Source organism: Pseudoalteromonas ulvae UL12, from assembly GCF_014925405.1.
Taxonomy (GTDB): domain Bacteria; phylum Pseudomonadota; class Gammaproteobacteria; order Enterobacterales; family Alteromonadaceae; genus Pseudoalteromonas; species Pseudoalteromonas ulvae.
In genome coordinates this window covers 172,897-189,110 of the sequence record NZ_AQHJ01000028.1, presented here as the reverse complement: position 1 = coordinate 189,110, position 16,214 = coordinate 172,897, and the positions used below count along the sequence as shown (strand labels likewise).

16 protein-coding genes are annotated in these 16,214 nt (G+C 40.3%); 10 read left to right on the top strand and 6 right to left on the bottom strand.

Annotated features, from left to right (window positions below; all coding sequences use genetic code 11):
* Positions 1-4 precede the first annotated feature (4 nt).
* The 6 genes from PULV_RS11170 (at position 5) to rmf (ending at position 6,005) form a co-directional block, all read left to right on the top strand.
* Positions 5-781, top strand: coding sequence for an enoyl-CoA hydratase (locus PULV_RS11170; RefSeq protein WP_086745043.1), 777 nt, complete (start codon positions 5-7; stop codon positions 779-781).
* Positions 781-1,896 (top strand): enoyl-CoA hydratase/isomerase family protein, encoded by a 1,116-nt coding sequence (locus PULV_RS11165; RefSeq protein WP_086745042.1) that lies wholly within the window; start codon positions 781-783, stop codon positions 1,894-1,896. The genes PULV_RS11170 and PULV_RS11165 overlap by 1 nt, the downstream gene beginning before the upstream one ends.
* Before the next feature lie 5 nt (positions 1,897-1,901).
* Positions 1,902-2,792: a 3-hydroxyisobutyrate dehydrogenase gene (mmsB, locus tag PULV_RS11160; protein WP_193331739.1), complete on the top strand. Its 891-nt coding sequence runs from the start codon at positions 1,902-1,904 to the stop codon at positions 2,790-2,792.
* Positions 2,793-2,798: 6 nt separating this feature from the next.
* Positions 2,799-3,560, top strand: coding sequence for an SDR family oxidoreductase (locus tag PULV_RS11155; RefSeq protein WP_193331738.1), 762 nt, complete (start codon positions 2,799-2,801; stop codon positions 3,558-3,560).
* Between the two features lie 76 nt (positions 3,561-3,636).
* A complete protein-coding gene (locus tag PULV_RS11150) occupies positions 3,637-5,466 on the top strand; it encodes a protein kinase domain-containing protein (RefSeq protein ID WP_086745039.1) in 1,830 nt (609 codons plus the stop codon).
* A 368-nt stretch (positions 5,467-5,834) separates the two neighbouring features.
* Positions 5,835-6,005: a ribosome modulation factor gene (rmf, locus tag PULV_RS11145; RefSeq protein WP_086745038.1), complete on the top strand. Its 171-nt coding sequence runs from the start codon at positions 5,835-5,837 to the stop codon at positions 6,003-6,005.
* Between the two features lie 50 nt (positions 6,006-6,055).
* On the opposite strand, the gene fabA is transcribed toward rmf, so the two are convergent.
* Positions 6,056-6,571, bottom strand: coding sequence for a bifunctional 3-hydroxydecanoyl-ACP dehydratase/trans-2-decenoyl-ACP isomerase (gene fabA / locus PULV_RS11140; protein ID WP_086745037.1), 516 nt, complete (start codon positions 6,569-6,571; stop codon positions 6,056-6,058).
* 183 nt (positions 6,572-6,754) lie between these two features.
* On the opposite strand from fabA, the gene PULV_RS11135 reads away from it, so the two are divergent.
* From PULV_RS11135 to PULV_RS11125, 3 genes are read left to right on the top strand one after another with little or no spacing between them, the layout of a single operon-like run.
* Positions 6,755-7,612 carry a 6-carboxytetrahydropterin synthase gene (locus tag PULV_RS11135; RefSeq protein WP_193331737.1) on the top strand — a complete coding sequence of 286 codons (858 nt, stop codon included), beginning with the start codon at positions 6,755-6,757 and terminating at the stop codon, positions 7,610-7,612.
* Entirely contained in the window at positions 7,605-8,423 is an 819-nt protein-coding gene (locus PULV_RS11130) for a M23 family metallopeptidase (RefSeq protein ID WP_193331736.1), read from the top strand. Before PULV_RS11135 ends, PULV_RS11130 begins: the two co-directional genes overlap by 8 nt.
* On the top strand, positions 8,424-8,864 hold the full coding sequence (locus PULV_RS11125; RefSeq protein ID WP_086745034.1) for an acyl-CoA thioesterase: 441 nt from the start codon (positions 8,424-8,426) through the stop codon (positions 8,862-8,864).
* A gap of 57 nt (positions 8,865-8,921) precedes the next feature.
* Here the strand turns inward: PULV_RS11125 and PULV_RS11120 are convergent, their stop codons facing one another.
* The 5 genes from PULV_RS11120 to PULV_RS11100 form a co-directional block, all read right to left on the bottom strand.
* The gene (locus PULV_RS11120; RefSeq protein ID WP_193331735.1) at positions 8,922-10,244 is read right to left on the bottom strand and encodes a Na+/H+ antiporter family protein; all 1,323 of its coding nucleotides are present in this window, start codon (positions 10,242-10,244) and stop codon (positions 8,922-8,924) included.
* A 9-nt stretch (positions 10,245-10,253) separates the two neighbouring features.
* Positions 10,254-12,221, bottom strand: coding sequence for a transglutaminase family protein (locus PULV_RS11115; RefSeq protein WP_193331734.1), 1,968 nt, complete (start codon positions 12,219-12,221; stop codon positions 10,254-10,256).
* Position 12,222: 1 nt separating this feature from the next.
* Entirely contained in the window at positions 12,223-13,089 is an 867-nt protein-coding gene (locus tag PULV_RS11110) for a DUF58 domain-containing protein (protein ID WP_176365206.1), read from the bottom strand.
* An 82-nt stretch (positions 13,090-13,171) separates the two neighbouring features.
* Complete coding sequence (locus PULV_RS11105; protein WP_193331733.1) at positions 13,172-14,077, bottom strand: AAA family ATPase; 906 nt, start codon at positions 14,075-14,077, stop codon at positions 13,172-13,174.
* Positions 14,078-14,969: 892 nt separating this feature from the next.
* Positions 14,970-15,749: a DUF2189 domain-containing protein gene (locus PULV_RS11100; RefSeq protein ID WP_086745029.1), complete on the bottom strand. Its 780-nt coding sequence runs from the start codon at positions 15,747-15,749 to the stop codon at positions 14,970-14,972.
* A 212-nt stretch (positions 15,750-15,961) separates the two neighbouring features.
* On the opposite strand from PULV_RS11100, the gene PULV_RS11095 reads away from it, so the two are divergent.
* Positions 15,962-16,192, top strand: a complete 231-nt coding sequence (locus tag PULV_RS11095) for a hypothetical protein (protein WP_086745028.1) — start codon at positions 15,962-15,964, stop codon at positions 16,190-16,192.
* The last annotated feature ends 22 nt before the right edge of the window (positions 16,193-16,214 follow it).

Here is a 16,214-nt window from a genome sequence, read left to right as displayed (position 1 = left end):
GAAGATGACAGCTCAAATTAAAGTAGAAAAACGTGGTTCAATTGCATTGTTAACAATGTCAAATCCGCCAGCAAATACTTGGACTCGAGACACTTTAGCAAGCCTTAAAGAAATCGTTTTGTCCCTTAATGCTGATAAATCAATTTACTCACTGATCATCACTGGGGAAGGAGAAAAGTTTTTCTCTGCTGGTGCTGATTTAAATGTCTTTGCTTCTGGTGATAAAGGCATTGCCGCCGATATGTCTCGGGTGTTTGGTGAAGCATTTGAAACGCTATCTAATTTTAGAGGGGTGTCGATTGCCGCCATAAATGGTTTTGCGATGGGCGGAGGCCTTGAAGTTGCACTGGCTTGTGATATTCGAATCGCTGAACAACAAGCACAAATGGCATTGCCTGAAGCTAAAGTTGGCTTGCTACCCTGTGCTGGCGGCACGCAAAATTTAGCGTGGTTAGTCGGCGAAGGCTGGGCAAAACGCATGATTTTATGTGGTGAGCGTTTAAAAGCAGACAAAGCCCATGCGATTGGTCTTGTTGAGGAAGTAGTTGAAACAGGTCAAGCGTTAGAAAAAGCATTAGAGCTGGCAAAAAATGTTGAACAACAAAGTCCTGTTGCTGTGACTGCATGTAAAGCCCTTATTCAAAAGGGCCGTGATGGTACTATTAACAGCGCACTGCCACTCGAGCGTGAACTGTTTGTGACATTATTTGATAGCCAAGATCAAAAAGAAGGCGTCAACGCGTTTTTAGAAAAGCGTGCGCCACAGTGGGTTAACGGCTAATGAGTGCGGTATTATTTCGTGAGCTCGATACCATCACAGATCAAAAAATAGGTATCGCTACTCTTAACTGTGAAAAAGCGCTCAATGCATTAAATAAAGAGATGGTGGCGTTACTCACGCCGCAGCTCCTTGCTTGGCAAGAAGATAAATCTATTTCGATGGTGATCCTCGAAGGTGCAGGTGACAAAGCGTTTTGTGCCGGTGGTGATGTGGTGAGTTTATACAACGCCATGAGCAGTCAACAAAATGCGCACTATGTTGAAGAGTTTTTTACAGCTGAGTATCAGCTTGATTATTTAATTCATCGCTTTGAAAAACCAATTTTACTTTGGGGACATGGCATTATTATGGGCGGTGGTTTAGGGCTGATGGCGGGTGCGAGCCATCGCGTTGTTACAGACACATCCAGAATCGCCATGCCAGAAATTACCATAGGTTTGTATCCTGATGTTGGTGGCAGTTATTTCCTCAACAAAATGCCAGACCATTTAGGTTTATTTTTGGGTTTAACAGGTGCATCGATTAATGCTGAAGACGCAAAGTATGTGAATCTGGCTGATTATTATGTAAAAGCGGACCTCAAACAAACCTTGTTAGATGAATTGATTGTGACGAAATGGGGCCAAACGATCCCACTTAATCATCAAAAGTTGGACGCTGTATTATTAAAAATACAAAAGCAATCAGGTAAACCACCTGCATCAAATATCAAAGCCAATTTGCCCACGCTTAAAACCGTGTTTGAGCTCACCCAACTTGAAGAGCAACTAGAAGCATTGAGAAATTTAGATACTCAAAATGCCTGGTTAGCTAAAGCAATCAAAGGCCTTAAACATGGCAGCCCTTTGAGCATTCGTCTTATCGAACAACAGCTTCTACGTGCTAAAAACATGTCCTTGGTTGATTGTTTCAAAATGGAGCTGGGTTTATCGGTCAAATGTGGTCAATTCGGTGAGTTTCAAGAAGGCGTGCGCGCGTTATTAATTGATAAAGACGGTCAACCCAATTGGCGCTACCCTGATAGTTCAGCGGTTCCACTTCAGGTCATTGAAGACTTTTTCCAGTCGCCATGGACACCTGACACACACCCATTAGCGTTGCTTGGTAAGGAATAAATATTATGGCAAAGATAGGTTTTATTGGTTTAGGCAATATGGGCGGCCCAATGGCAGCCAACCTGATCAAAGCAGGGCACCAAGTCACAGTCTTTGATTTGTCTGAAGTGGCATTAAATACACTTAGTCAATTGGGCGCACACGTTGCTCAAGACATCAGTCAATGTGCTATCGATCAAGATATTACTATCAGCATGCTGCCAGCGGGCAAGCATGTAAAAAGCGTGTATCTTGGTGAAACAGGCCTCATCAATCACTTGTCTAAGGCGAGTTTAGTGATTGACTGTAGTACCATAGATGCAGCAACAGCAAAAGCTGTGGGATCAGAATTATCAGCAGCCGGTATTTGCTTTGTAGATGCGCCAGTATCAGGTGGTGTCGCCGGTGCAACAAACGGTACATTAACGTTTATCGTCGGCGGCTCTGCAGACGATTTTGAACGCGCACAAGTGATCCTCGCTGATATGGGTAAAAATATCTTCCATGCAGGGGAGACAGGCGCCGGGCAAGTTGCAAAAATATGCAATAACATGTTGCTGAGCATCTTAATGGCTGGCACCAGTGAAGCACTACAAATGGGCATAGATAATGGCCTTGATCCAAAAGTGTTATCGGAAATTATGCTGCAAAGCTCAGGTCGAAACTGGACATTAGAACTTTACAATCCATGCCCTGATGTACTCCCTAATGTGCCTTCATCGAATAATTACCAAGGTGGCTTTATGGTTGACTTAATGGCGAAAGATTTGGGCTTAGCCATTGAGGCGGCTGTGCAAAGTCAATCAGTCACACCGATGGGATCATTGGCAAAAAATATGTATAACCTCATGCAAAATCAAGGCATGGGCGGACAAGATTTCTCAGCTATTTTTAAATTATTTTCTAAACAAGGGTAATTCACTATGGAACTAAAAAACAAAACCATCGTGATAACTGGGGGTGCTCAAGGGCTAGGTTTAGCCATGGCTGAACGTCTGGCTAATTTAGGGGCGAACTTAGCCTTAGTTGATATGCAACAATCGGCATTAACCGCAGCCAAGCAGTTCTTAGCACAATTTAATACACGCGTTGAAACGTATGTCGCAAATGTCAGTCAAGAAGCTGAGGTTGAAGCAACCTTCGCCAAAATTAATGCCGACTTCAATAGTCTCGATGGATTAATTAACAACGCAGGTATTTTACGCGATGGTATGTTTATTAAAGCGAAAGAAGGCAAAGTTGTTGGCAAAATGTCCCTTGAACAATTTCAGTCTGTCATTGATGTTAACTTAACGGGTGTGTTTTTGTGTGGGCGTGAAGCAGCCCATCACATGATTGAAAATGGCCAAGGTGGCGTCATTATTAATATGTCGAGTGTCGCTCGTTCTGGCAATATGGGGCAAACAAATTACTCTGCATCCAAAGCGGGTGTGGTTGCAATGACAACGACATGGGCGCGCGAACTCGGTCGCTATGGGATCCGAGTAGGCGCTATCGCACCAGGTGTTATTCGCACCGCCATGACCGATGCCATGAAACCTGAAGCCAAAGAGCGCATGATTGCAATGAAGCCTGTCGGGCGCTTTGGTGAGGCAGATGAAATTGCTCATACTGCACAATACATTTTTGAAAACGATTTTTTCACTGGCCGAGTGGTCGAAATAGACGGTGGCATTCGTTTATAAGGTGAATCCTCAATAAAAAGTGTTATACAATCAGGCAGCTTAGCTGCCTTTTTTATTGATTTGTAACGAGTAAACCATGACCGATAACAAAACAATTCATAATTTTTATATTAATGAAGAACAATCTATCTATTTGTTATCCCACCATGATGCAAAAAAACACAAACAATGGCTTAAAATTTGTCAAAAGCAGCTTAGCTTACTTGGGTATGATCATGTCGAAATGATTGGCTCTGGCGCATTTGGTTTTGTTTTTTCAGGCAGCGATCATAAAGGTGAACAATGGGTCTTTAAATTCTCTCGTATCACCCTCGCGCAAGCAGTGCGCGATAGGCTCGAAGATGAAGCCTATATGTTATCGCAAATCGATAATCCACTGGTGCCACGCTTTTACGCGTTTGAACGGATCAAAAAACAAGGGATTTTGATGATGGCCCGAGCGCCGGGTGAAGATCTCGAAAAATTTTCGCTCAAACATGGTCGGTTATCACCACAGTTTATTACTGCATTAGCTTTAAAACTACACAGTGTATTACTTGATTTACGTAACCATAAAGTCGGGATGTCGTTATCACCTATGGTGCATGGTGATATCAAACCGTCAAATTTAGTCTGGGATGACCAACAGCGACAATTGTCACTGGTTGATTGGGGCTCATCTGTGTACGCTCAAGAAGATGGCCATGGCAATCCAATCGCATCGAATATTATGGATTTAATGTCCCATGATCTTCAGCATAGTAACGCGAGGATGGGGGATGTTTATTTCATCGGGGATGAGCAAATGGCCGGATTAAAATCTTCCCCTCGCTTTGATGAACAAGGCGTCGCGTCAACTCTATATGCACTTGCTTCTGCGCAATCGTGCCGTTTTGGTAATGTGGTTATCCCTGCAGCCAGTTTAGGTTTACCACAAGAGTTAGCCAATGTGATTGATGGCATGCTCTCAAAAGACAAATCAATCCGTGATGGTGCTGGGGATTATTTTTTACGTAACATGCCTAACATGGCTAAAGCATATATGCCGCAATTACCACAAGTCGATATCAAAAGCGCAGTTCCATTTTGGCATGCAGAGAGCGCAAACCGACCTGATACAGTGGTGTATAGCTCCAGAAAGTCATTTTTACGCCAAGCAGATGCTGGCTTAGTGCTAAAAGATGTGAATGACGCCCAACTGGAGCGCTATTACCGCGAATTTTTAATTGACATGGGCGACACAGAAAAAGCGTTTTTAGCCTCCATCAGTCGGTTAGCGAAATATCCAGTCGTAGGGGGATTAAGTTTTCACTGGAAAGAAGAGCAACTGTTTATTGAATCTAGCCTGATTTTACATGATATAACTTTAAAAAAAGCCTTTACCGATGCGGTTAATAATACCGTAAAAATTGCACAAGGCATTGTACAAAAAGGCCTATTTAAGTGTTGTTTATTTGATGCGCGTACAACGATTCAACTACCAAGAAACAAGCAAGGGCAGTTAGAGTTCGAGGTGCTTCCGAAAATCCATTATCAGGTAATGAATGTAACCGCGACAGAACTCACTCGACCTCATTCATACTTTGAAGATGGTAAAGATCCAGATGAACAACTGACATTGCCCAAAGAGGTATTAAAAGGGGTTTTTGCACTAAACCAAATACATCATACCGGCTGTATTATCGTTGAATCTTTGCCTGATAGATTAAAAGTACACCATTACTATCGGCTTTTAGATCCAAGTAAAGAGCAACTATTTAATGCAATTTTACAAAAAATAATGGCCAGTATTGCAACGATTACTGACTATGGCGTCGCCGGATTTATGAAATTACCTTATAAAAACACCCGACAGTTTGATTTAATCAGTAAACAAGCTGATCACTTTTACCCCCGAAATCCAAAGCAATTACTTAGCCAGCTTTAAAGACTAAATATGCATGAAAAAATGCTTTTTAGATTATTTTAGTTTTGAATTTTTCTAATTGACTGAAATTGAATAGAACATGCATTTTGTCTAAAAATAACTCAAAAAAGACTATTGATCTCTGATATCGGGCTCGTTATCTTTGAGTGAGGCAGGGGGAGTTTTCATCTGCCTGTGAACTTTAAACTCAAAGTGGAGCTCTAAATATTTTGTAGCTAATGCTACACAAGCTTAAACGTATTTCTTATTTATTTATCGTTATTTTAACCCTGTTTTTTGACAGTAATTTAACGATTCAATTAATTATTTGTTAAAACGTGACTTAAGTCACACTGTTCAAAATTAATAATAAGGTGAGGACGTTACCTATGAAGAGACAAAAAAGAGATCGTCTTGAAAGAGCACATGCTCAAGGTTTTAAAGCAGGATTAGCTGGGCGCTCAAAAGAAATGTGCCCTTACGAAAATTTAGATCCTAGATCTCATTGGCTCGGGGGATGGCGAGAAGCCATCGAAAATCGAAACATGTATAAAATTTAAAGCAAAAACGCCCAGTTGGGCGTTTTTTAGTGTTCTAGCAGTGGGCTTGATCAGAAGCTGCTTGTATCTTGAAATAAACCCACTTTTAAATCTTTAGCTTCATAAATAACGCGACCATCGACTTCAACAGTGCCGTCCGCCATACCCATGAATAATTTACGCTTAATAACACGTTTCATATCAAGACGGTATGTTACTTTTTTAGCTGTAGGTAAGATTTGCCCTGTGAATTTTACTTCACCCACACCCAGTGCACGGCCTAAACCTGGGCCGCCAGACCAACCTAGGAAGAACCCAACTAATTGCCACATCGCATCGAGCCCTAAACAACCCGGCATCACAGGATCACCTTTAAAGTGACAATCGAAAAACCATAAATCTGGATTGATATCGAGTTCAGCAACGATTTGACCTTTGCCATGCTCGCCACCATCTTCGGTGATAGAAATGATGCGATCCATCATCAACATGTTATCACTTGGTAAGCGACAGTTTCCCTCACCAAACATCTCACCGCGTCCACATGCGACCAATTCTTCTTTTGTAAAACTATTTTTCTGAGTCATATTCTTCTACTTTGCGTAAAAATTGCCGTTACTTTAGCGAACAGATGTAAGCTAAACAACTCCGAACAGTTAATTAATCATTCTTTTTTAGTAAAAAATCACAAACCTACAGGCTTATTGTGCTTTTTTACTAATAAATCTTTATAATATGCGAGTATTTTTTTTATAGGATAACGCATAAATATGATCCTTTTTGTGAACGATCTCACGGTAATTGATTTTTCTTATCTTTGTCATCAACGAGGTGCGGTAGGTGAAAGTTGGATTGTTGATTTAACCTTACACGGCAGCCTAAACGAAGAATCGATGGTATTAGATTTTGCGTTAGTAAAAAAACAAGTTAAAAAAATTATTGATGAGCATATAGATCATAAGTTGGCTTTACCCATGGCAAAAAATGTTTGCCTTGAACAACAAGGCGAACAAACGAACGTGACATTCATGTATGCGGATAACAAACGCTTAGCCATGAGTTGCCCTGCACAAGCTTATTGCCCAATTGATGCTGATGAAATCAATCAGCAAACTGTGACTGCTTTTTTAATCAATACGATTTTGCCCCTGTTACCAAATAACATCGACAAAATAGAAATAAACCTGCGTCCAGAGAATATCGATAGTTTTTATTATCATTACAGTCATGGATTAAAGAAACACGATGGCAACTGCCAACGCATCGTGCATGGACACCGCTCGAAAATAGAAATTTTTGAAAATGGCATGAAAAGCCCTCGTTTACAAAAACAGTGGGCAGAAGCATTTGAAGATATTTATTTAGTCAGCCAAGAAGACATCATCGAGCCTGATGCGCTCAAGTTCATTGACTCGTCACCTTCACATCTATGTTGTGCTTACACCGCGCCACAAGGTTATTTTGAGCTTTCGATTGAACAGTCTGTCACACATACTTTACCCTGTGATACGACCGTTGAATGCATCGCTGATTATCTTGCAACGGCACTTAAACAAGCAAATCCAAACAGTGATTTTAAAGTTGTGGCCTATGAAGGTGTCGCTAAAGGGTCGATTGCCTATGCTTAAGCGCGGCGTTTTGTTTGCCAGCTTACTTTGCTGTGCGTTATCGAGTAACGCACTAGAGCTAAAAGGCCAGCTCACACAAGGTGGGTTAGTCACAGGGCAATTGCCCGGAGCCAAACAAGTCAAATTCAATGGCAACGAACTCAAACTCACCCAAGATGGCACCTTTGTATTTGGTTTTGGTCGAGATAGCAGCCTTCAACATACCTTACAATGGCAAGATGAAGCAGGAAAGTCTCACAGCGAGTCATTTTTGATTACTGCCCGCTCATATAATATTGATAAAATAACCGGTGTGGCTAAAAAATATGTCTCTCCACCAGAGTCAGTCTCAAAACGGATTTCACAAGAAGCCCGTGCAGTGCGTGAAGCGCGTAATACCATATCAAATCGGACTGATTTTTTAAGTCCGGTACTTAAACCAGCACAAGGTCGAATATCGGGCGTGTATGGCAGCCAACGATTTTTCAATGGCGAACCAAAGCGACCCCATTATGGCTTAGATATCGCCAATAAAACGGGCACGCCTGTGTATGCACCGCTTCCTGGTAAAGTCGTCTTTGCTGATCCTGATTTGTACTATTCTGGCGGCACGTTAATTCTTGACCATGGTCATGGAATTACGTCGACCTATATTCATTTACATACACTGGATGTTAAAAAAGGCCAAGAAGTAAACCAAGGCACTAAGATTGCAGAAATCGGCGCAACTGGCCGAGTCACCGGCCCACATTTAGACTGGCGATTTAACTGGCTACAAGAACGCCTTGATCCACAACTTTTAATGATTGATACCTTAGCGAATAAACCATAAATGACAGAACAAACTCAAGCACAGAGAGATTTAATCATTGCACAACGCATTGAAGAATCATTAACGAAAATTACCAAAACAGTTTTTCCAAGCCGCACCAATCATCACAATACTTTATTTGGTGGTGATGCATTAGCTTGGATGGATGAAGCCGCATTTATTGCTGCTACGCGATTTTGCCGCAAACCATTAGTGACAATATCCTCAGATCGGGTCGATTTTAAAGAAGCAATTCCTGCGGGGACGTTTGCTGAATTAATCGCAAAGGTCATTCATGTTGGGAATACGAGTTTGCGTATTCAAGTCGACATCTATCTTGAAACAATGCACAAAGACGACAAGCACCAAGCTATTTCAGGCAGCTTTACCTTTGTTGCCGTTGATGACGACCATAAACCGACTCCTGTCGTTTGTGAGCGAATGTTTAACGGATTCAAATAACCTAAGTTCAAGTGAAAAAAGGCCGCTTAATTAAGCGGCATTTTTATATATCACAGTTTAAAGCACCATAGCTGCAATCCAACCAAACACTAATAAAGGGATATTAAAGTGAATAAAGGTTGGCACGACTGAATCCCAAATATGGTCATGTTGTCCATCTGCATTTAAGCCGGATGTGGGCCCTAAGGTTGAGTCTGAAGCAGGGGAGCCTGCATCGCCAAGGGCACCCGCCGTACCCACAAGTGCTGCGGTCGCCATTACAGAAAAGTTTAGTTCAATACATAAAGGGACAAACAAGGTGGCGATGATTGGCACTGTTGAGAATGAGCTGCCAATTCCCATGGTAATTAATAGTCCAACCAATAGAATAAGTGCCGCAGCTAGCGGTTTGTTGTCTCCGATGATTGCCACAGCACCATCAACCAGCGAGGCGACATCGCCAGTTTGTTTGATGACTTCTGAGAATCCCTGAGCAGAAATCATAATAAAACCAATCAGCGCCATCATAGAGACACCTTTACTGAACAGATCATTGCTCTCGTGCCATTTTACTGCACCAAAGAGAGTAAACACAACGACGCCAGTCAAGCCGCCTAAAATCATCGAACCACTTAAATTTTGTGCAACTAATGACAGACCAATCGCCATAAAACCCACAAACAGTACTTTTTGTTTATTTTCGACTTTTTTCTGTGTCGGTTCTGTTATAAGGCTTTGTTTATAATATCTTTTATGCCGATAAGTAAATAAAAGTGCAATTAATAAACCAACTACCATGCCAATGGCTGGAATAATCATGGCTTGCGGTACCGCGGTGTTGACAATTTCCAGACCATTATCGGCCAAGTTCTTGTGCAAGATACTGTATAAGTAAATACCACCAAAACCATACGGTAGCACCATATACGAAGTGGCTAAACCAAAAGTCAGTACACACGCTATGGCTCGGCGATCTAGCGCCAATGTATTTAAGATCACCAAAATAGGGGGGATTAAAATTGGGATAAATGCGATATGGACTGGAATAATATTTTGTGACGCTATCGAGCATAATAAAATAACCGTTAAAATTACGTAACTTAAACTGCGTTTTTCATCAGCGTTATCGTGCCTATCAACATTGGCGAGGAGTTTTTCGGCCAAGATTTGCGTTAAACCGGACTTTGAAATCGCCACTGCAAATGCGCCGAGCATCGCATAGCTCAGTGCTATCTCAGCCCCACCAGATAAACCACTATTAAAAGCGTTTAAAGTGTCAACCAAACTCATTCCAGAAATAAGTCCAGCAGTGAGCGCACTGAGGGTCATTGCCACGATGACGTTGATCCTAAGTAGGCTTAAAGTCAGCATTAGCATAACGCCAATAATTACAGCATTCATAAAAGTCTCTTATTTTTTAGTTATTGTTTTAATTAATTTAGTTATATGGTGCCGCTGTGATTTACTCAACGTCTTATCTTGATACCGAACAGACGAATAAATCGCAGCAAACTCCTTGATATACTGACCCTTGGTTGGATGTTGTTCACTGACCAAAGATAATATTTTCAAAGGAGTGGTGCCTTTAAGGGTTAAATCATTGGCTTCAATGGGGGTTGCATTGGCAAAAGCCCACTGTTGTAGTTGTTGGTATTCTTTGGCCAATGGTGTCAAATAGACAGGCCGATTTTGCCAATAAACTAAGCCAAAATAAGATAAAAAAACCAAACCTATAGTCCCCAAAACTGTTATCGCGATGGTAAACGGGGAAATATCTCCCAATGTATCTTGTAAAAAAGAGGCTTGTGTTGAGTTATCGTAGCCGAGTACCCAAGTCGTCCACATAAAATCAAGTTGATCAATGTTCGTTCTCAGCCAGTTGATCATCGGGTAGTGTTGTAAACTAAGCCAACTTAATTCAAGGTTATTCATAAATGCGTCGCGTTGACTGTCACTTTCAGAGAGTGAACCTAGCAAACGGTCTGGGGCAACGACAGCGGTTGCATCAAAAATTGTCCATCCTTTACCTGCTAACCACACCTCAGTCCACGCATGTGCATCATATTGATAAATATTAAAGTAACCACCTGCGACTTTTTCACCCCCTAAATAGCCAGAAACAACACGAGCTGGGATCCCTGCGCTGCGAAATATGAACGCCGCACTGCTAGCATAGTGTCCACAAAACCCTTGTTTAGAATCAACCATAAACTGATCGATGGTATTTAAGCCTCTTAAAGCTGGCGGGCTTAGGGTATACACAAAGCCCTGTGATGCGAAGTAGTCCATCAACATCTGAAAAAAATGGGCATCCGTGCGGGCTTGTCGTTTTAATTGTTTAGCCAGTAATTGACTTTGATTATTGTCCAAACGATTAATTGATAAATTAATCGTTTGACTCCATGTATTTAAAGAAGGTACTGAGTCAAATAGGGGGCTGCTTTGGGCCTGATATTTAATGGTTTGCGATAGATTGCTCGTTCTGGCCAGAATTCCGTCGTAGCGATTTATAATCCCAGATGTCGATGAATGCCCATAATCTAGGGCATAAAGCCAAGGTAAAGAGGACTTTTCAGCAATAATTTCATACCCCAGAGCTTGAGCCTCAGCTGGAGTTGTAGGAATCTGTTTTGAAGCGGTATGCTCCATTAACGTCCAACCTCGATCAGAATATTGTTCATGGATCATTGCACGCCAATACATTGGAGTCGTAGGCGGGGAGTCATTAAAGGTCGCGCGAAATACCAGATCAGAGGATTGCGATAATTTTGCAATATCAAACGGATTGACCGTTTCATTTAAGCCTGTAGATGCAGTGCTTGGGCCCGGTAACGCCCAAAAAGACGGCAGTTTTGGGATCAATAAAAAACATAACAAAGTGATTGGCAAACAGGATATAACACTTACCGCAGCAAGTTTTAATGATTTCACCAAATGAATATTCTTTGTTTGGCCTAGCATATTTAACGCAGTGAGCTCTAATGTAATCAGAACTAAGCTAACCAATGAAAACATGAGGTTTTGCTGATATAAAAAGACACTTGCTATAACAAATGTATGAACTAAAGCAATTATTTTAAGGTGTTTATTACTTGTAGCAATAAGCTGTTTTAATGCGACAGAAACCAACAGCATAGAGACAAATAAATTGACTGTATCACTGAGTCCAACATCGACAAATAATACAAAACTCGTGGCCACAGCCAACAAATTGCCCACTGTGGTATTGGGCCTAGGGATTTGTTCTAGTGCCGACGCAAACCCCCAAAGTGTGATGAGCAATATAAGGGCTATCAACATCGAAGATAAATAATTGGCCAATATTAGACTGATAATAAAGACAATTATTGATTGTAAAACCGCAGTATTAAACTTCATCTTACACCTCACTGAGTGCTTTTAAACATTCAGCTAAATGTTCGGGGCCATGATTTGCGCCAATATGACGTTGAGGAAGTGTTAACCCATAGATTAATTCATCGTGCTGTGCTTGTTGCAGCAAATAAGCCAAATACTCAAGGCGTGTTTCAAAATCATCTGGCAACAAAGCAAAATCAAAAATAACATGCCCATTGCCTAGTTGATTAAATTGTTTGCTCACCAGTTCATGTTGCTTGGCATAGTGTTTCCAAGAGATACGCGAAAAACTATCACCTTTTTGATACGTTCTGATCCCGTCGAAATCATCACTACCTTGTGCTTGATTGCTGTGATCGCCTTCATCCGGTTGTTCATGAGTATGAGAATAATTTAATAGAGTTCGTTGATTGGGGTAAACAAAGGTGGAATCTTGATAAACAAGGTAACTCCAAATAGTGATTAAACCAAAAGGGTACGAGCTGCTTATTTTGATTCTCGGTAGGGCGTATATCCCTCTTTTTGAAGGTGTGAATTGTAGCTTTATTGTCTTTGCGCTATGAGAACAATCAAAAGCGTCAACCGGATTTAACCACTGCGCTGCTAACTTGATTTGTTGAGCTGTACGTAAGTTTTTGAACGATAGTAACAATTCAAAACCAGATTGCACATCTCCAGGGCGACATTGAATATATTCGATTTCGGTATTGGATAAATTCAAATAACCTTGTATGACAGAGACTAACAATAAAGATAGAAGAAGGTAGCTGGTCATAATAATCATATTATTTTGATAATTACTGCCCAGTAAAAAGACTAAGATAGCAAAACACAAAAAAGCCAAACCTAGACGGGAAGGGAGTACGTAAACATTTTTATGTTTAAGCATTAACTTTTTAAGGTGGTGCTGTCTTTTAATTAATTGTTGATTGACTCGAGCATCAATCTTGCTCTTAACATGCTCAAACATATTATAAAGGAACAGGGACTTCAGTCATGATTTGCTCTATCAGCTGCAAATCGTGTTGATGACTATTTAAACTTAAACGATGCTGCACCACACTTGGCAAAATAGCCTGAATATCATCAGGAGTTACAAAATCACGATTGTGAATAAACGCCCAAGCTTTAGCTGCATTAATTAACGCAAGGCTCGCTCGTGGCGACAGTGGCATCGCAAATCGGCCGGGCTCACGCGTATAGTTAACAATCGCAAGAATATAATCGATGACTGGACTTGAAACAGTCATGTGCGATATTTGCGCTTGTATTTGTTCAAACTGATCGTGTTCTAAAATATTGGCTAATTGCTCTATAGCAACATTTTGGCCAAGCAAAATTTTTCTTTCGGCTTCAACGTCAGGATAACCCAATGATATTTTCATTAAAAACCGATCAAGTTGAGATTCAGGTAATGGGTAGGTACCGGCTTGATAAATGGGATTTTGTGTCGCAATAACAAAAAACGGACTGGGTAATGGGTAACTGTGGCCATCAATACTGACTTGCTGTTCTTCCATAGCTTCGAGTAAAGCACTTTGGGTTTTTGGACCCGCACGATTTATTTCATCCGCTAAAATAACTTGATTAAACAAGGGGCCTTGATGAAAGCTAAATGTTTTATCATTTAAATCAAAAATCGACGAACCAATAATATCAGCTGGTAATAAATCGCTAGTGAATTGGATACGCTGATAACTCAAATTTAAAGACGACGCTAATGCATGTGATAACGTGGTTTTGCCCATGCCAGGTAAATCTTCTATTAATAAATGACCCCGAGCAAGCAAACAGGTTAATGCCAATTTTATTTGTTGTTCTTTACCAATTATCACTTGAGATAGATTACTAATCACGTTATCAATCAATGAGCTCATGAAATTCCTAAGTACCATCATATTATTTGTAAATTAGAATAAAGAGTTAAACGGTATTTGCCAATCACCAAATGGGGTTAATTTAGTTTTTAATGACACTGACAGCTGCTTTGAAGCATCAAAACCTACGACAAGATAAAATAAGCTGTGTAACCATACAAAATGTCCGATACCGTCTAGTATTGGACATAACATGTAATACTGAATATGTTTTATTCGCAGTATTTGAGGATAGAAAAGAACCTACACTTAATGGCTGATAATTAATGTTATGTTAAATAGAGTGTTAAAGTATTTGAAGAGATCTCTGCTATCGAATATTTCTGTTTAAATTTGCTATATAACAGCCTTTTCAATAGCCAGTCATTTGACCGTCAAAAATTATAACAACTGGAACGGTTTTAAATTTAAATGTCCTTCGTATCTGAGTAATTAGCGGCCGCGCCAAATTGTTTGCTCACTACTCGGATCTCATTTAAACAAAAGTTATTATATGCACTGCATTCTTTGTGTAGCAATAGTTTATTGCTAATTCAAACAGCTTCACTTTTACTCATCGGTTAGATACTTTTGATTTCTCTGTTTGCGTCACAGTTGAAAATACATATATGAGGTTTAACCATTACAAAATAAACAAGTTTTTTTCTCTCACTTATTTATGCCATCTTGTTGTACTAAGTTACGTTGTTATGTCGCTATGTTTCATAACCTTGCGCTTGTGTTGCAATCTAGATCCTAAAACCTTTTTAGATAATTTACTTAACGCTTTTTAACTGTTTAAGAGTTCATTCATATCGACCACTCTATATATCCTGCCATTTTATTGTATATATCTAAGCCATAAAAAAGGCCTACAAATATGTAGGCCTTTGAATAAGTTACTTACAAGTGATTATTCGTATCCACGGGGTTTTTTCGTTTTTATAATTGCGATATATGCATGCCAGCTGGCATAACTCAGCAAAGGCATAATAACAATAAAACCTGCAGCCCCGGTCGCAAACCCTAAAGCAATAAAGACAAAGATGCAGATTGACCATACAAGCATGGCTGAAAAATTGACTTTCACTGCGTGAATTGAAGACACAACGGCTGTCATTATATCGACGCGCCGCTCCATCATTATTTGTGGAGTAAACGCTGAAATTGCAAAAACAGACACCAATAGAATGCCGCCAATAATTGAACCTAAGGTTAAAAATGCGGAGAGCTCTTCAAAAGTCGGATTGGCGTAACTGGGATAAAGCGCATGCACTAATGCAGCAAGCCTCATCCAAATGATCATTATCACCATCAGCACAATTGCAAAACCCCACTCTCCTACTGGATTACGAAACATTGACTTCAGGGAATGGGATAATGTCGGTGTGTGGCCTTTTTCAAGTTCCCAGGCTACATCATATAAACCAACAGCGAAAGCAGGTCCAATCAATGCAAACGCGACTGTTGCGGGTAAAATTACAAGGTAAGTACCTGTAAAAACTACGGAATAAACGATAATAACAGGGATGATAGTAAAAATTAATCCGTAGACAAGGCTAAGAATGGGAGCTTGTGTCATATCTTTAAACGCAAGTGCAAGCCAGTGAAAAGCAGAGAACGTATTAACTTTGTTACACGCTAAACAACGTGCAAATTCGGTGTGTTTATCTAACGCATTTGTTGTAGGCATATAAGATGCTCCTTTTTAAAGTCACTCTTTATGTTTAGAACATAGACCCGTCATTTACAAACTAGACACTCTGTTATACGTCGCGATTAGCAATATTGTTTCATTTTTCACCTTGACGATAAATTTAATTTGCTGTTAATCACTGACTATTTATTTTAAAAATGTCTTACAGACACACAGTGTGTTTGCTCAATTAACTTTTAGGAACAAGAATGAAACACTCTATTTTAGCCATCTTACTTGCTTTATCTTCATCTGTTTATGCTGAAGATACATTACCAGAAGCACCAAAAGAGCTTGTTAAAGATTTTACTGAAATGTGTTTAAACTGGGCAAAAGAAGACGACACAGCGACTGAAGAATTAAAAGCATACGTGCTAAATTGCGTTAATGACGAGTTGACATCAGAAGGCTACAAAAAAGTCACTGAAGTGAAAATTTAACGCCAAACAAATCCGTTAGTGT

Excerpts from the sequence above, each read along its gene's own strand:
- PULV_RS11165 (WP_086745042.1), top strand. The coding sequence starts at position 781 with ATGAGTGCGGTATTATTTCGTGAGCTCGATACCATCACAGATCAAAAA.
- fabA (WP_086745037.1), bottom strand. The coding sequence starts at position 6,571 with ATGACTCAGAAAAATAGTTTTACAAAAGAAGAATTGGTCGCATGTGGA.
- PULV_RS11110 (WP_176365206.1), bottom strand. The coding sequence starts at position 13,089 with ATGCTTAAACATAAAAATGTTTACGTACTCCCTTCCCGTCTAGGTTTG.
- PULV_RS11170 (WP_086745043.1), top strand. The coding sequence starts at position 5 with ATGACAGCTCAAATTAAAGTAGAAAAACGTGGTTCAATTGCATTGTTA.
- PULV_RS11120 (WP_193331735.1), bottom strand. The coding sequence starts at position 10,244 with ATGAATGCTGTAATTATTGGCGTTATGCTAATGCTGACTTTAAGCCTA.
- mmsB (WP_193331739.1), top strand. The coding sequence starts at position 1,902 with ATGGCAAAGATAGGTTTTATTGGTTTAGGCAATATGGGCGGCCCAATG.
- PULV_RS11125 (WP_086745034.1), top strand. The coding sequence starts at position 8,424 with ATGACAGAACAAACTCAAGCACAGAGAGATTTAATCATTGCACAACGC.
- PULV_RS11100 (WP_086745029.1), bottom strand. The coding sequence starts at position 15,749 with ATGCCTACAACAAATGCGTTAGATAAACACACCGAATTTGCACGTTGT.
- PULV_RS11155 (WP_193331738.1), top strand. The coding sequence starts at position 2,799 with ATGGAACTAAAAAACAAAACCATCGTGATAACTGGGGGTGCTCAAGGG.
- PULV_RS11095 (WP_086745028.1), top strand. The coding sequence starts at position 15,962 with ATGAAACACTCTATTTTAGCCATCTTACTTGCTTTATCTTCATCTGTT.
- PULV_RS11130 (WP_193331736.1), top strand. The coding sequence starts at position 7,605 with ATGCTTAAGCGCGGCGTTTTGTTTGCCAGCTTACTTTGCTGTGCGTTA.
- PULV_RS11150 (WP_086745039.1), top strand. The coding sequence starts at position 3,637 with ATGACCGATAACAAAACAATTCATAATTTTTATATTAATGAAGAACAA.
- PULV_RS11135 (WP_193331737.1), top strand. The coding sequence starts at position 6,755 with ATGATCCTTTTTGTGAACGATCTCACGGTAATTGATTTTTCTTATCTT.
- PULV_RS11105 (WP_193331733.1), bottom strand. The coding sequence starts at position 14,077 with ATGAGCTCATTGATTGATAACGTGATTAGTAATCTATCTCAAGTGATA.
- rmf (WP_086745038.1), top strand. The coding sequence starts at position 5,835 with ATGAAGAGACAAAAAAGAGATCGTCTTGAAAGAGCACATGCTCAAGGT.
- PULV_RS11115 (WP_193331734.1), bottom strand. The coding sequence starts at position 12,221 with ATGAAGTTTAATACTGCGGTTTTACAATCAATAATTGTCTTTATTATC.